The sequence below is a fragment of the Streptomyces lanatus genome (assembly GCF_014655715.1).
In the GTDB taxonomy this organism is placed as follows: Bacteria; Actinomycetota; Actinomycetes; order Streptomycetales; family Streptomycetaceae; genus Streptomyces; species Streptomyces lanatus.
In genome coordinates this window covers 880,134-894,972 of record NZ_BNBM01000001.1, presented here as the reverse complement: position 1 = coordinate 894,972, position 14,839 = coordinate 880,134, and the positions used below count along the sequence as shown (strand labels likewise).

The window sequence follows — 14,839 nt, the reverse complement described above, 5'->3', positions numbered from 1 at the left end:
CCCTGCCTCGCCCCTCTCCCCACGGGGAACACGGCAACACGATGGCAACCGGTTGCCGAAATGGAGGCTAGCAGCGAGGGAGGGGGTGGGAGGAGTCCTGTGCGGGGTGCGTCGGGCGATGCCGTTGCCGCTATGCGGCCGTTCCCAGTGCCCGTGCGATCGCGCCGATCGCCTCCGGGCCCACCCGGCAGCAGCCCCCGATCAGCCGCGCCCCGGACGCCCGCCACCCCTGGACCTCCCCCGGTGTGAAGGTGGACCGCCCCTCCCAGGCCCGTGTCCCGGCGTTCCAGGCCTCGCCGCTGTTGGGGTAGACGACGACCGGCTTGCCCGTGACCCGGGCGGCGATCTCGACGGCGCCCTCGACGTCCTCGGGCGCGCAGCAGTTCACGCCGACCGCGAGCACCTCGTCGGCGTCGGCGGCCAGGGCGAACGCCTCCTCAAGGGGCTGCCCGGCGCGTGTGCGCTCCCCGGCGACCGAGTACGACAGCCAGGCCGGGACGCCGAGCCCGCGCACCGCCCGCAGCAGTGCCTCCGCCTCGTCGGCGTCCGGGACCGTCTCCAGCGCCAGTACATCGGGACGGGCCCCGGCGAGCACCTCCAGGCGGGGCCGGTGGAAGCGCTCCAGCTCCGCCACGCTCAGCCCGTACCGCCCCCGGTACTCGGAGCCGTCCGCCAGCATCGCGCCGTACGGCCCGGCCGACGCGGCCACCCACAAGGGCCGTGTGACCCCCTCGGCCCGCGCTCGCCGCACGGCGTCCTGCGCCAGCTCCACGCTCAGCGCCATCAGTTCGGCCGCCCGCTCCCGCCCGATCCCGCGCTTGCCGAAGCCTTCGAAGGTGGCCTGGTAGCTGGCGGTGATCGCCACGTCCGCCCCCGCCGCGAAGTACGCCAGATGTGCCTCCGCGATGGCCTCCGGCCGCTCCGCGAGCAGCCGTGCCGACCACAGCTCGTCACTGAGGTCGTGCCCGGCGGATTCGAGCTGGTTGGACATACCGCCGTCGAGCACGACCGTCCCGGTGGCGAGGGCTTCGGTGAGGGTGATGGTGCTGGTCATGGGGACGACGGTAGTCGAGCGGGCGCGAGCCCGGCGATCAGGGTTCGGAACAATGCGCGACCATCCCGTCGTACGGCGAACCGTCCGGAGTCAGGGCCACGAAGTTCGCCGTGTTGAGCAGGGCTACGTCCTTTGTCTGCCCCCGCTGCTGCAGGCGCAGCACTCTCACCCCCAGCCGAAGGGTGAGATTTTCGCCGCCGGATATATGCACGGTCACCCGGCAGGAAATGGTGGATCGCCGTTTCCCGAGGAACGGGAACATGCGATCCAGTAATGTCTTGTCGGGATTGCTCCGGTAAATTTCGACGAACTCTTCGAGTGAAGCGTCGGACGGTGCGTCGAAGAGGGCGAAAATCATTCGCCAGTCATGGGAATCTATGGTTTTTTCGAGATCCACGTCCAAATCGATGTCCATGCCGCCGGTGTCGACGACTTCCCGCAGCGGCAGAAATCCCTGCATCAGCCTGACGCTCATGCGTCTCCCCGTGGCGCGTGGTCGGCGTGCCGGGTCCGGTGTCGCGCTGGTCGTCCAGCGACGGGCCGGACCCGGCACCTTCGTGCCGGTGTTCGCTGCCGGCGCCGGATCAGATGGGCTCGAAGTCGACGGGGATCTCGTTGCCGTCCTCGTCGCGGGCGCCGCCGGAGGCGGGGTTGACGACCGTGAAGTTCTTCTCGACACCCTCAAGGCGCAGCTTGATGGTCTCGAAGCCGACTCGCAGGAAGGTCACTCCGCCCAGGTCATTCGCCTTGGCCCGGAACTTCATGTTGACGGCGAGGTCCTCCAGATCCTCCTCGTGGAAGGTCTGCTTGAGCACACTCTGAGATTTGTCCGCCTTGAACTTGAGGGCCCACAGGCTCCAGCTGCTGGAGGAGGGCAGGTTGTACACCTGGTACAGGGCGGTCCAGTTGTAGCTGCGCACCCGACCGCTGATGGTGCCCTCGACATCGAAGCCCTTGGACTCGATCTTGAGGCCCCTGAACGTGCTGAACCCGTGGAACGCGGTGACCTTCGAGTCCGGGTCGACGGCCAGGAAGTCGAAATTCTTGACGTACGCGGCGACATCCGCGTCGGGTGCGATGAGAGCGTACGGCTCTTCGACGTCCAGGCGTTTCTGCGGCATGTTCATGTGGTCCCTCCCTGGGGCTGACGGTTTCTTCGATTCCGGTGGGAAAGATTCGGAAGAGGTAACCGCGGCACTCTCGTTGATAGCAGTGCCCAGATTGGGTGTAAACAGCCGGACCGGAGTTGGATGGTGGCATTCCGGACCGTAGATCCATGTCGAGAAATAGAACAGAATTAAAGTGAATCCCGCGCTTTTTAATGCGCCGCGTGCCGCCCGCCACGCCGCTGCCCGCGCCCCAGCCCACGCCGCGTCGCCGGCACCGCGAGGCCCACCAGCAGCCCGGCGGCCAGGACGTACGGCCACCAGCCGAGGCCGCCGCCCGCGGCGCTCGCGGTACGAGGGCCGGGGGAGGCGGCCGTGTCGGCCGCCGTGCGCGGGGTGCCGGGGGAGGGGCTCGCGGTGACTGCAGTGAGGACCACGTCGTTGCCGTCGCCGCCCCGGTAGGAGATGCGGTACGTGGTGTCGTCGAGCTGGAGCTTCCTGCCCTCGGCGAGACCGGCGAAGGTGCCGGTCGTACGGGCCCGGCCCCGGTGGTCGACGACCGTGATCCTCCGCGCGGGCTCCTTCGCCGCGGCGAAGGACGCCAAGTCCAGGGACCCGGCCAGGCGCACCGCGCCCGTCACCTTCAACGGGCGGTCGCGCAGGACCAGTTCGCCCTTCGCCGACTGCGTGTAGTCACCGGAGACGGTCAGGCCGCCCGCGACCACCCCGTCGTTGGTCACCGCGCCCTTCACGGTGCCCTTGCCGGTCAGCGTCGTCGCCACCCGCAGTCCCGAAGCGCCCGCGTCCAGACGGGAGTTCGGCGAGCTGAGCGTGATCGCCCTGCTGTGGGCGAGGGTCGCGCCGCCGCGCAACGCCAGCGTGCCCCGCTTGACGGTCGTCCGGCCGGTGTACGTCACCGCGGTGCCGGTCAGCGTCGCCGTCGCGGAGCCCGCCTGGATGAGCGACCCGCTGCCGCCGACCTTGGACAGGGTCAGCGGCTTCCCGACGTTGTTCAGCACCAGCGCCCCGTCGTTGACGACCTTGTAGAGGCCGCCCCGCGTGTACAGCCCACTGTCGCCGCCAGGCTTCCCGCTGCCCAGCCGCAGCACCGCGCCGTTCTCGACGGTCGTCGAGCCGTCGTAGTACTGCACGGCCGCGAAGGTGACGTCGTTGCCCTTCGTGCCCTTGATGACGATGTCACCGGCGCCGGGCGCGGACAGGGTGTCGTGGAACCGGCCGCCGCCGATCGGGGCACCCAGCGTCACGGGCCCGTTGTAGTCGAAGGTCAGGAGCGAACGGGACCTCGCCGCCAGCAGGTTGATGTAGACCGTCTCGGCGGTCCCGGGCATGAAGATCTTGTTCGTGGTCCCGTCGCCCCACTGGACGTTCGCACCCTTGATGTTGGTGCCCCGCTTGTTGACGTTCTTCCGCGCGGGCGTCCAGTTCAGGGCGGGGTCGCTGAGGGACGGGTCGGTGTCGCCGCCCCGGTCGGACCAGCTGTACTGGCCGGTGAGCACCACCTTGCTGCCCGGCCGGGACTGGACGTTGATGTCGCTGCCGTATTCACGCTGGTAGAAGTCCATGCCCATGGTGACCGTCCGGCCGAGCGGCGTGTCCACGGTGTAGGTGCCCTGGTTGAGGATCTTGCGCATGTTGGGCAGCGAGGTCGCGAACTCCGGCCGTCCGGCGTTCGTCTGGGTGCCGTTGTCGATCACCCCGGAGAAGGGGCCGGACGTGAGATCCCAGGTGCCCCACAGGAACCGTGGCTGGGTGATCAGCCCGGAGCCGCTGATCGTGCCCAGGTTGTAGGCGCTCTTCAGTGACAGCCGCAGCGTGCCGTCGACGCGGATGTTGTCCTGGTTGAGCCGGAACGCCGGGGTGTTGTACGGGAAGTGCCCGATCAGTCCGGTCGTGCCGCCGTCGCCGTACTGCAGGGTCGCCCCGCGCTCGACCGTGATCGCGGGTGGGTCGGGGCGGGTCGTGGTGACGTACGGGTGGTTGCCGCCGAGGACGCTCACCCGCTGCCGCTGCCGGGACTTCGGCAGGGTGAAGTCGCTGTCCCTGGTCAGGATCAGTGTCCCGGTGCCGCGCACGGTGAGGGTGCCCTCGCCGCGGAAGACGCCGTCGTACTTCGTCGTCCCGGGCGGCACGGTCACCACCGTGTCACCGGTGAGCGTCACGTCCCGCCCCCCGAGAATGTCGGCGGACACGTCCCGGGGGCCGGCGGCCACCGCGGGGGGAGCGGTGACGGCGAGGGCGGCGACCGCCGCGAGGGCGCCGGCGGCCGCTGCTGTTTTGTGGGTGAGGCTGCGCACGTCATAGGAGACGGGGTGGGAGGGGGATGGATAACAGAAAATCGGCAAGGGAAAAAGAAAGCGCTCTCCCCGGCCGCTGCCTGCTTCCACCTTCGTCCCGTCGAACCCGTTGACCTCCACGGTGCACACCCTTACCTTTTCGGCGTTCGTAATGACAGATCATGTCCGTCATTTCGAACACCCATGAGCACCCCGAGAGGCAGTCCGCATGAGCCGCGAACACGACCTGCCCCAACCCCCCAGCCGCAGACTGCTGTTGAAGAGCGCCGCAGCCGCCGGCGCCCTGACCGCCGCGTCAGCCGTCCCCGGCGTCGCCCACGCCCAACCCCGGCGGGCCGCCCCGTACGAGAACCCCCTCGTCCGGCAGCGCGCCGACCCCCACATCCACCGTCACACCGACGGGCACTACTACTTCACGGCCACCGCCCCCGAGTACGACCGGATCATCCTGCGCCGCTCCCGCACTCTGGGCGGGCTGTCCACGGCCGCCGAGTCGGTCATCTGGCGGGCCCACCCCACCGGGGACATGGGCGCCCACATCTGGGCCCCGGAGCTGCACCGCATCGGCGGCAAGTGGTACATCTACTTCGCCTCCGCGCCCGCCGAGGACATCTGGAAGATCCGCATCTGGGTCCTGGAGAACGCGCACCCCGACCCGTTCAAGGGCACCTGGGTCGAGAAGGGCCAGGTCAAGACGGCGTGGGAGACCTTCTCCCTCGACGCCACGACCTTCACCCACCGGGGCACCCGCTACCTCTGCTGGGCCCAGCACGAGCCCGGCCTCGACAACAACACCGGGCTCTTCCTCTCCGAGATGGCGAACCCCTGGACTCTGACGGGACCTCAGATCAGGCTGTCCACACCGGAGTTCGACTGGGAGTGCGTCGGCTTCAAGGTCAACGAGGGCCCCTACGCCCTCAAGCGCAACGGCCGGATCTTCCTCACCTACTCGGCCTCCGCCACCGACTACCACTACTGCGTCGGCATGCTGACCGTGGACGCCGACGCCAACCTCATGGACCCGGCGAGCTGGTCGAAGTCGCCGACCCCGGTCTTCACCAGCAACGACACCACCAAGCAGTACGGCCCCGGCCACAACTGCTTCACCGTCGCCGAGGACGGCCGCAGCGACGTCCTCGTGTACCACGCCCGCCAGTACAAGGAGATCGTCGGCGACCCCCTGAACGACCCCAACCGCCACACCCGCGTCCAGAAGCTGAACTGGAACGCGGACGGCACCCCCAACTTCGGCATACCCGTGGCCGACGTGGTGAAGGAAGGTACGTGACATGAGACGTGCGTACGCGGTTCTGCTCGCCCTCTGTCTGGCCCTGGCCGGTGCCCTGGCCACCGCGGGGCCCGCCCAGGCCGCACCTCAGACCGTCACCAACGGCACCCAGTTCACCGACACTTCGGGCAGCCCCGTGCACGCCCACGGCGGCGGTGTCCTCAAGGTCGGCTCGTACTACTACTGGTTCGGCGAGCACCGCAACGCCGACAACACCTTCCGTTATGTGGACGCCTACCGCTCCACCGACCTGAAGAACTGGGAGTTCAGGAACCACGTCCTGACCCAGTCCAGCGCCTCCGAGCTGGCCACCGCCAACATCGAGCGCCCGAAGGTCATGTACAACGCGGCCACCGGCAAGTTCGTCATGTGGATGCACAAGGAGAACGGCACCGACTACAGCGAGGCCCGTGCCGCCGTCGCCGTATCGGACACCGTCGACGGCAACTACACCTGGCAGGGCAGCTTCCGCCCGCTCGGCCAGCACATGTCCCGCGACATCACGGTCTTCGTCGACACCGACGGCACCGGCTATATGGCCTCCGCCGCCCGTGAGAACTACGACCTCCAGATCTACCGTCTGACCAGCGACTACACCGGCATCGCCGCCCTGGTCGCCGACCCCTGGCACGGCGGCCACCGCGAGGCCCCCGCGCTGTTCAAGCGGAACGGCGTGTACTTCATGCTGACCTCGGGCGCCACCGGCTGGAACCCCAACCAGCAGCAGTACGCCACCGCCACCAGCATCGCCGGCCCCTGGACCGCGATGACGAACATCGGCGACTCCACGGCCTACGGCTCGCAGACCGCGTACGTCCTTCCCGTGCAGGGCACGTCGACCACCTCGTACCTCTACCTGGGCGACCGCTGGGGCAACTCCTTCGGCGGCACCGTCAACGACTCCCGCTATGTCTGGCTGCCGCTGACCTTCCCCTCCTCGACGTCGATGTCGATGTCCTGGTCCCCGGAGGTCACCGTCGACACGGCGACCGGGTCGATCAGCGGGACGAGCGCCACGTACAACACCCTGATCGCGCGGCACAGCAACAGGTGCGCCGACGTCACCAGCCAGTCCCTGTCCCAGGGCGCCCAGCTCAAGCAGTACGACTGCAACGGCGGCAACAACCAGAAGTACTGGTTCAAGTCCGTCGGCAGCGGCTACTACCAGCTGATGACCCGGCACAGCTCCCTGTGCGTCCAGGAGAACGCGAACACGGTCACGCAGGAGAACTGCAACGCCTCGGCGACCGCTCAGCAGTGGTCGGTCACCACCACCGGCTCCTACGTGAACATCAAGTCCCGCGCCACCGGCGAATGCCTGGACGTGAACGGCGCGTCCACCGCCAAATCCGCCGCGATCATCACATACACGTGCAACGGCGGCACCAACCAGCAGTGGACGCGCGGGACATGAGATGCCGTCAGGCGAGCAGGTCGATCGCGTCGATCGCCGTGCCCGCGCTGAGATAGCCGGTCAGCCCCGAACCGCTCACCACGTCGATCTTCAGCACGTTGTACTGGCCGGTGTCCGTCAGCCAGGCGGACGCCGGCACGCTGTAAGTGAACGTGTGGTTGTTGCCCCGGTAGGACCCGTTGGTCAGCGACCGGGTGTCCGGCTGGGTGGGCGGGGTGGGGATGGCGGACGTCCAGGCGCCGTTGACCGACACCTGGGGGCGGCCGTTGGCGTACGCCGTCGTGGCCCCGATCCGCAGGGTGTGCGCGGCCGCCGCCTGGGCCGCCGTCAGCCGGAAGTAGACCAGGATCCCGCTGTTGACGTCCTTCCAGAGATAGCAGGGGAAGGACGACGTCTCGTTGTTGCCGATGACGACATTGCCGGTCCAGGCGGCGGCCCGGACGTCGGACGGATGGGCGTACGTCATCAGATCGGCGTTCTTGAAGCCGCTCGGCGTGCCGTTCCAGTCACCGATCCGCCAGATGGCGCTCGCGTTGCTCGGGTCGTTGGAGGACGGGAGGGCGATCGTGTTGAGGGTGGTCGTGCCACCGGCCGTGACCGACACCGAGGTCGTGTGGACGGCGAGTTCGCCCTTGAAGACCGTGAGGGTGTACGTCCCCGGCAGCACACCCCCGATCGAGAAGTAGCCGTCCGACGAACGTGCCGAACTCCAGTACTGCGCCGTCGGGTTGGCGATGCCGACCGTGTACGGGTACGCCGTGTTCCGCCCGGAGATCCCGACCCCGGCGACCTTGCCGCGCCCGCTCGCGCCTACGTACCCGGACATGCCGAGCGAGTCCGCCCACGAGGTGGTGAGGGTGCCCGGGAACAGGGACGAGGAGGGCGCGCCGCCGTCGGTGAGGGCGATGACGTACGGGCCCTGGAGGCCGAAGCGCTGGGCCTCGGTCTGGTTCTGGCCGTAGTAGAGGATCTCGTACAGGCCGCCGCCGTCGGCGCTCTGGTGGCGGAGGAGGGAGCGGTAGAAGGGCCCGCCGGACGCCTTCTCGTGGTTGCTGCGCACGATCCACAGGCCGACGCCGCCGCCCGACCAGCCGATGTAGTCGTAGTCCATCACGCGGCGCTTCGAGTAGTGCTTCGAGCGGGTCTGACCGTCGGACTTCTTGAAGACGTCCGAGGCCTCGATCGTGGTGGGCGCGTAAGTGTAGGAGTCGGGCTCGTCGTTGAGGAACAGGCCCTTCTTCACGCGCAGGATGTAGCGGGTCGCGGAGACCGACGTGTCGGCCTTGTTGGTCCACAGGTAGATGTTGTTCTCGCCGCTGCGGGCCGCGTAGTAGTGCCGCAGGGTGCCGTACGCGACCGAGATCAGGATCGTCGAACCGGACTGCCTGATGGACACGGTGGAGCTGCCGAGGCCGGACTCGATGTGCGAGTTCATGCCGCCGTAGCCCTGGTACTCCGTGCCGCGGTAGACCAGCGAGGTCAGATCGCCGTTGGACTTGCTGACCTTGAAGACGAGGTTGGCGCCGGTGTCGACGACGAAGTTCGAGCCGTCGTCGCTCCAGCCGAAGGCCGCGGCGCGCGCCGTGCCGGCGAGGGCCGCCGTTCCCGCGGCGGCCGTGGCGCCGAGGACGAAGGTGCGGCGGCGAACGGATCTTCCATGGGATCCGGACATGGGGGGTGCCTCCTTCGAGCGTGGGGGTCGGGTGTTGTGCAGCGTGACAGTTGAATCGATTTCGCGAAAGGGCTTGCGCAAAGCTTGGGCTGGGCAGTTCCCTGAACTGGCATCCTCGTGAAGAAAGCGCTTGTCGAATCGAGTGAGGGGAGTCGCGTATGAGACGTTTCAGCGTCGCCGTACTGGTGGCGGCAGCCTTGGGCACCGTGCTGACCGCCGCACCGGCCGAAGCGCAGGCCGACTGCACGGCCACCGCCTGCCACTTCGACGTCCCGCCCGGCAGTTACGACGTCAAGGTCCTCCTGGGCGGCGATTCCGCGTCGAGCACGAGCATCAGCGGCGAGACGCGCCGCGCCCTGCTCCCCGAGACGACCGCCCCGGCCGGTGAGCGCGTCGCCCGCAGCTTCACGGTGGACGTCCGTACGCCCGAGGGCGAGCCGACCGGCGCCGAGGGCACACCGGGCCTGGACCTGGTGCTGGGCGGCACCGCACCCGCGCTCGCCGACATCAAGGTCACCCCGGCCCGGCACGCCCGCCAGATCTTCCTCGTCGGCGACTCCACGGTCTGCGACCAGCCGGGCGACCCGTACTCCGGCTGGGGCCAGCAGCTCCCGCAGTTCCTGCGCAAGGGCCTGTCCGTCGCCAACTACGCCGACTCCGGCGAGAGTACGGTCTCCTACCTCGCCGACGCCCGCCTCTGGGCCACCGTCCAGCCGCGGATCCGCCCCGGCGACCTGGTGCTGATCCAGCTCGCCCACAACGACAAGACGACCGACGAGGCGACGTACCGCGCGAACTTGGAGACACTGGTGGCCGGCGTCCGCACCAAGGGCGGCGAGCCCGTCCTCGTCACCCCCATCGTGCGCCGCTGGTTCAACTCCGACGGCACGCTCGACAACAACACGGCCCTGCTGGTGAACGGCCTGGGCGTGGACCACCCCGCGGTCGTACGCTCGGTGGCCGCCGCGCGGGACGTCCCCCTGATCGACCTGACGGCGAGGACCAAGGCGCTGGTGGAGTCCCTGGGTGTCGAGGCATCCAAGGCGCTCTACCTGTACAACGAGAAGCGGGACAACACCCACACCTCGGTGCACGGCGCCACGGTCTACGCGGGCCTGGTCCGCGACGAACTCGTCGCCCGCCATCTGGTGCCCCGGGGCCAGGTGAGGGTGGGATGAACTCCTGGGGCGCCTCGACCGGAACCGGGGCGCCCCAGGTCCGACCGTTTCCCGAGCCGGAATGAGAACGATGCAGCTGCCGTCCGACGACCGCACCCTCAGCCCCCGCACCGGCTACACCCGCGCCCACTGGGAGGCGGCCGCCGACGCCCTGCTCGCCGCGGTGGAGCCGTACGCCACCGAGGACCGCGCCCTCTACCACTTCCCCGGCGACCACGAGAGCTGGTCGGGCCGCCTCTCCGACGGTCTGGAGGGCTACGCCCGCACCCTGCTCCTCGCGGCCTTCCGCCGGGACGAGACGGCGCTGGAGCGCTACGCCGACGGTCTCGCGGCCGGCGTCTCGGGTGTCTGGCCGCGTATCGAGGACCGGGGCCAGCCCCTGGTCGAAGCGGCGTCGATCGCCCTCGCGCTGCGGCTGACCCGGCCCCTGCTGTGGGACCGGCTGGACGACGCGGTGCGGCAGCGGGCGGCGGCCTGGCTCGGGGACGCGCTGACCGCCGAGGCCTGGCCCTGCAACTGGGAGCTGTTCCCGGTGACCGTGGGCGGCTTCCTCCAGGAGATCGGCCACGCGGCCGAGGAGTCCCGCAAGGCCATCGACCGGGGCCTGGAGCGCATCGAGGACTGGTACGTCGGCGACGGCTGGTACACGGACGGCGACGGCCGCAAGTACGACTACTACAACGGCTGGGCGATGCACCTCTACCCGGTGCTGCACGCCTGGCTCGCGCGGGACGAACGGCTCCTCGACCTGTACGGCGACCGGCTCTCCCGCCACCTGGAGGACTACGCCCGCCTGTTCGGCGGCGACGGCGCCCCCATGCACCAGGGCCGCTCCCTGACGTACCGCTTCGCGACGACGGCCCCCCTGTGGCTGGGCGCCCTGACGGGCCGTACGCCGCTGGCGCCGGGGGAGACCCGGCGGCTGGCCTCGGGCGCGCTGAAGTACTTCCTGGAGCGCGACGCGGTCGACGCGAACGGCCTGCTCACCCTCGGCTGGCACGGGCCGGACACGGCCGTCCTCCAGGGCTATTCGGGCCCCGCGTCCCCGTACTGGGCGAGCAAGGGATTCCTGGGCCTGCTCCTCCCCGCCGACCACGAGGTGTGGACGGCGGAGGAGGAAGCGGCCCCCGCCGAGCGCGTCGACGCCGTGACCGCCGTCGCCGCCCCCAACTGGCTGCTGCAGTCCACGAGTTCGGACGGTGTCGTCCGCCTCCACAACCACGGCAGCGAGGACGTCCGCTACGACCCGTACTACACGCGCCTCGCCTACTCGACCGTGACGGCGCCCTCACCGTCGTACGACAACAGCGTGATCGTCGGCGACGACCCGAGCCGTACGGACCTGGTGCCGCTGGGCGTGGGGGACGGCTGGGCGGCCTCGCGGCACTCGGTCGGCGACGGGGTGCGGGTGACGAGCGTGGTGCTCGCGCGGGGGGCCGTGGAGGTGCGGGCCCATCTGGTGACGGGTGCCGAGCCGGGGACGCCGGTGCGGGTGACGGGCTGGGCCGCGGGGGACGGGGTCAGCGCCGAACTCCGGCCCGCCGCCCGGCTGGACGAGGACCTCACCGGCGTGACCGATGCCGGACCCACCCTCTTCGTCGCCCTCGCCCGGCTCACGGCCGAGCCGGAACCCGCGCCGCTGGACGAGTTGGTGACCGTGAGCGTGGACGACAGTGGCATCCATGTCCGGTGGAGCGACGGTCGTGAGGTCCGGGCCCGGCTGGCGGATGGTGTCGACGTGAGGGTCAGCGACTGACCTCTTGGGATGTGGTGATGCCCGTGCGGTCGAGTGCCCTGGCGACGGCGGGCGGTTCCACCGGCTCACCGTCGGCGTGGGTGCGCAGCCGCTCCAGCAGCAGCTCCGCGTCGAGTGCGTATGCCTCGGCGGCGGCCAGGAGGGGGGCGGCGCTCGTGTCGTCGATGTAGAGCGCCAGCTCCCTCAGCAGACCGGCGCGGTCGACGAGGTCGTTCATGCCGCAGTCCAGGCCGTCGTCCTTGAGGCTGTCCGGGTAGGGCGCCCGGCTCCAGGCGCCGTTCTCGTACCAGTAGACGCAGCCGAGCTCATTGCCTTCCAGCCGGTACCTCAGCTCCTCGTAGGGCAGCCAGTCGGGGCCGCCGGCCAGCATGTCGACCGGCGGCTCGTGCCACTTCACGTCGCTCGACTCGTCCTCGCCGTACAGCACGAACCGGCCCTCGCCCATCCGGGACAGGATCCACCAGGTGCAGCCGCAGTCGTCCCAGTGCAGCCCCTCCTCGTCGATCCAGTGGCCGCTTCGGTGCACGCTCGGGCACTCCTCCTGCTCCGTCGTCGCCTTGACGGCGGCGAGCAGCGCCCAACGCGCCCACAACTCCTCGCCCGGCGGCAGGTCCTCCGGCAGCCCCGGTCGGTGAATGGTCATGTGCGCCCCCGTGGGTTCTCGTCGCGATGATGATCGTCGCAACAGTACGGGGGCCTCATGACATCAGGGCTTGAGGCGGGCCATCTGCAGGGTCGTCGTGGTCGGCGACGCCCCGGTGAGCGGCGTCGCGTACGACGGCTTGACCGGCACGGACGCCCAGGTCAGGGTGCCGTCCTTCTGGACCGCGATATCGCCCGTGATACGGCTGTTGACGACCTTCGTGGCGCTCTGGAACCTGCCGTTCCAATCGATGAGACGGAGGTTCGTGCCCGTGAAGGTGCCGGTGCAGGTGCCGGACTTGCACTTGGCGTTCTTCAACGACTCCCAGGACAGGAGGAGTCGGTCCTTGCCGTACGGCGCGAGGCGGACGTTGACGTGCTCCGTGCCTTTGTTGTCGGAGAGGCGGATCGCCTTGCCGGGACCGGAGTTGCGGTTCTTCAGGAAGGCGACGGCCACCTGGTGGGTGCTGGTCCTCGGGGTGACCGACCAGCCGCGGCCGGAGGAGTCCGCGGGGTTCTTCTTGGCCGACGCGGCGCCGCGTGAGGCGAAGGCGGTGGCGTAGCGCCCGCCCGCGGACTTCACGAGATCACCGGTACGCCCCGCGAACGTGCCGCCGCAGTAGCCCGCCCAGCACTGCTCGCGCTGCACGACCGGGGCCACGTCGGGTGCGCCGATCCCCGTCGACACGAACAGGCCCGAGCGCCAGTCGTCGAAGCAGAGGGAGGTGAAGGCGCCGGTCTTCTCGGCGTGCAGGGCGATGCCCTCGTTGTGGCTGCATCCCCAGCCCCAACCGCCGCTCAGCTTGGCGCCCTTGGCGCCGATGTACGACAGCTTGTCGCCGAAGTGCCCGTCGGCGAAGCCGCCCGCGCCGTGCACCACGAAGTAGGCGCCGTACTTGGTGCCGTTCCAGGTGAGCTGGCCGTCGAGGGTCGGGGACGTGTCGTGGGAGGCCGTGCCGGTGAGCTTGGTGCGGAAGGTCTGCCTGCCGTTCGTGTAGCGGACGATCGCGGCCGCCGTCTCCTTCCACTTGTTGGTGTCGGCGACCCGGGTCAGCAGCGCGAAGCCGTCGTTGTGCGCGACCAGGCCACCGACCTCCTTGGCACCCTTGACGACAGTGTCCGCGCCCGAGCGCTTGCCGGCGGAGGTCAGCGGGGTGACATGGATGCCGTTCGCCGCGGGCCAGGCCACGCGCAGGGTGCCGTTGGGGGCAGCGGCGGTCGCGGTGCGCGTCCACTCACGGGAGTTGTTGTAGCCGGCCGACAGGTAGGGGAACTTGGCGGGCAGGGCCACCGAGGTGCTGGTGGGCGTGAGGCCGGGCGCGGCCGACGGGGCGGCGCCCGCGGTGGCGTACCAGGCGCCGACCAGGGCGGCGGTGGCGGCGAGGCCCGCGATGACGGGCCTGCGGGCGGCGTGGACTCGACGGTGGGCGGCGCCGGGGGCGGCGGGCGTGGGCCCTGCCGTCTGTCTTGCGGAAGTCATGCCTCCGGGTCGCCGCAGCTCAGCGGGAGGGTTGCCGAGGGATGGGGGGTGTGGGCCGGATCACTTCGGTGCGGGCCGAAGTGATGGGTGGCTAGCGTTTCGAGGGAGGACCGGCACGCCCGGAGAGACCGACGCCGTAGGGAGACTGTTGTGACCAGTTTCGCCGAGCTCCACCACAGCGAGGAACCCCTGCTCCTGCCCAACGCCTGGGACCACGCCTCGGCGCGAGCCCTCGCCGACCAGGGCTTCCGCGCGATCGGCACCACCAGCCTCGGGGTCGCGGCCGCCCTCGGTCTGCCCGACGGGGCGTCGGCCACCCGCGACGAGACCCTCCGCCTCGCCCTGGCCCTCGGCTCGGGGCCGTACCTCCTCTCCGTCGACGCGGAGGACGGCTACAGCGACGACCCGGACGAGGTGGCGGAGTTCGCCCGGGAGCTGGCGGCCGTCGGAGCCGTCGGCATCAACTTGGAGGACCGGCTCGGACCACCCGCCCTGCACGCCGCGAAGATCGCCGCCGTCAAGTCCGCCGCCCCAGGCCTCTTCGTCAACGCCCGCGCCGACACGTACTGGCTGGGAGACGGGGAGGAGGACACCAGGAGCCGCCTCGACGTCTATCAACAGGCGGGCGCGGACGGGGTGTTCGTGCCGGGCCTCGCCGAACCCCGGGAGATCGCCGCGCTGGTGGCGTACCTCGACGTCCCCCTCAACGTCCTCTACACCCCGTCCGGCCCCACCGTCGGCGACCTCGCCGCCCTCGGGGTCCGTCGCGTCAGCCTGGGCTCGCTGCTCTACCGGCGGGCGCTGGGCGCGGCGCTGGAGGCCATGGCGGAGATCCGGGAGGGGCGGACGCCCGGCGGGAGTCTCCCTTCGCACCACGATGTGAACGCGCTCAGCTGCCGAAGAGACTCGGTTCACAGCGCCGGGCTGTAGTCCC

The 14,839-nt window shown here is 70.0% G+C and carries 12 protein-coding genes; 5 read left to right on the top strand and 7 right to left on the bottom strand.

The features are described 5' to 3' along the window. Positions 1–130 precede the first annotated feature (130 nt). The 4 genes from mmuM to IE325_RS03930 form a co-directional block, all read right to left on the bottom strand. Positions 131–1,054: a homocysteine S-methyltransferase gene (gene mmuM / locus IE325_RS03945; RefSeq protein WP_190068214.1), complete on the bottom strand. Its 924-nt coding sequence runs from the start codon at positions 1,052–1,054 to the stop codon at positions 131–133. Between the two features lie 37 nt (positions 1,055–1,091). Then, a complete protein-coding gene (locus tag IE325_RS03940; RefSeq protein ID WP_190068213.1) occupies positions 1,092–1,529 on the bottom strand; it encodes a hypothetical protein in 438 nt (145 codons plus the stop codon). A 109-nt stretch (positions 1,530–1,638) separates the two neighbouring features. Further along, positions 1,639–2,181, bottom strand: coding sequence for a hypothetical protein (locus tag IE325_RS03935; protein ID WP_190068212.1), 543 nt, complete (start codon positions 2,179–2,181; stop codon positions 1,639–1,641). Positions 2,182–2,372: 191 nt separating this feature from the next. Beyond that, a complete protein-coding gene (locus tag IE325_RS03930) occupies positions 2,373–4,475 on the bottom strand; it encodes an autotransporter (RefSeq protein ID WP_190068211.1) in 2,103 nt (700 codons plus the stop codon). A 208-nt stretch (positions 4,476–4,683) separates the two neighbouring features. Between IE325_RS03930 and IE325_RS03925 the strand changes: the two genes are divergently transcribed. Continuing rightward, positions 4,684–5,763 carry a glycoside hydrolase family 43 protein gene (locus IE325_RS03925; RefSeq protein WP_190068210.1) on the top strand — a complete coding sequence of 360 codons (1,080 nt, stop codon included), beginning with the start codon at positions 4,684–4,686 and terminating at the stop codon, positions 5,761–5,763. 1 nt (position 5,764) lies between these two features. Then, positions 5,765–7,177, top strand: coding sequence for an RICIN domain-containing protein (locus tag IE325_RS03920; RefSeq protein WP_190068209.1), 1,413 nt, complete (start codon positions 5,765–5,767; stop codon positions 7,175–7,177). Between the two features lie 7 nt (positions 7,178–7,184). Here the strand turns inward: IE325_RS03920 and IE325_RS03915 are convergent, their stop codons facing one another. Continuing rightward, complete coding sequence (locus IE325_RS03915) at positions 7,185–8,849, bottom strand: rhamnogalacturonan lyase B N-terminal domain-containing protein (RefSeq protein WP_190068208.1); 1,665 nt, start codon at positions 8,847–8,849, stop codon at positions 7,185–7,187. A 158-nt stretch (positions 8,850–9,007) separates the two neighbouring features. Between IE325_RS03915 and IE325_RS03910 the strand changes: the two genes are divergently transcribed. Both IE325_RS03910 and IE325_RS03905 read left to right on the top strand, forming a co-directional pair. Continuing rightward, positions 9,008–10,027, top strand: a complete 1,020-nt coding sequence (locus IE325_RS03910) for a rhamnogalacturonan acetylesterase (RefSeq protein ID WP_190068207.1) — start codon at positions 9,008–9,010, stop codon at positions 10,025–10,027. 70 nt (positions 10,028–10,097) lie between these two features. Next, complete coding sequence (locus IE325_RS03905) at positions 10,098–11,783, top strand: DUF2264 domain-containing protein (protein ID WP_190068206.1); 1,686 nt, start codon at positions 10,098–10,100, stop codon at positions 11,781–11,783. On the opposite strand, the gene IE325_RS03900 is transcribed toward IE325_RS03905, so the two are convergent. After that, positions 11,773–12,426 (bottom strand): hypothetical protein, encoded by a 654-nt coding sequence (locus tag IE325_RS03900; protein ID WP_190068205.1) that lies wholly within the window; start codon positions 12,424–12,426, stop codon positions 11,773–11,775. The two genes, IE325_RS03905 and IE325_RS03900, sit on opposite strands and share 11 nt — an antisense overlap. Positions 12,427–12,489: 63 nt before the next feature. Next, on the bottom strand, positions 12,490–13,905 hold the full coding sequence (locus tag IE325_RS03895; protein WP_190068204.1) for a hypothetical protein: 1,416 nt from the start codon (positions 13,903–13,905) through the stop codon (positions 12,490–12,492). A 150-nt stretch (positions 13,906–14,055) separates the two neighbouring features. On the opposite strand from IE325_RS03895, the gene IE325_RS03890 reads away from it, so the two are divergent. Beyond that, a complete protein-coding gene (locus IE325_RS03890) occupies positions 14,056–14,835 on the top strand; it encodes an isocitrate lyase/PEP mutase family protein (RefSeq protein ID WP_190068203.1) in 780 nt (259 codons plus the stop codon). Positions 14,836–14,839: the final 4 nt, after the last annotated feature.

Coding starts and splice junctions, on each gene's coding strand:
- mmuM (WP_190068214.1), bottom strand. CDS start 1,054: ATGACCAGCACCATCACCCTCACCGAAGCCCTCGCCACCGGGACGGTC.
- IE325_RS03940 (WP_190068213.1), bottom strand. CDS start 1,529: ATGAGCGTCAGGCTGATGCAGGGATTTCTGCCGCTGCGGGAAGTCGTC.
- IE325_RS03935 (WP_190068212.1), bottom strand. CDS start 2,181: ATGAACATGCCGCAGAAACGCCTGGACGTCGAAGAGCCGTACGCTCTC.
- IE325_RS03925 (WP_190068210.1), top strand. CDS start 4,684: ATGAGCCGCGAACACGACCTGCCCCAACCCCCCAGCCGCAGACTGCTG.
- IE325_RS03920 (WP_190068209.1), top strand. CDS start 5,765: ATGAGACGTGCGTACGCGGTTCTGCTCGCCCTCTGTCTGGCCCTGGCC.
- IE325_RS03915 (WP_190068208.1), bottom strand. CDS start 8,849: ATGTCCGGATCCCATGGAAGATCCGTTCGCCGCCGCACCTTCGTCCTC.
- IE325_RS03910 (WP_190068207.1), top strand. CDS start 9,008: ATGAGACGTTTCAGCGTCGCCGTACTGGTGGCGGCAGCCTTGGGCACC.
- IE325_RS03905 (WP_190068206.1), top strand. CDS start 10,098: ATGCAGCTGCCGTCCGACGACCGCACCCTCAGCCCCCGCACCGGCTAC.
- IE325_RS03900 (WP_190068205.1), bottom strand. CDS start 12,426: ATGACCATTCACCGACCGGGGCTGCCGGAGGACCTGCCGCCGGGCGAG.
- IE325_RS03895 (WP_190068204.1), bottom strand. CDS start 13,905: ATGACTTCCGCAAGACAGACGGCAGGGCCCACGCCCGCCGCCCCCGGC.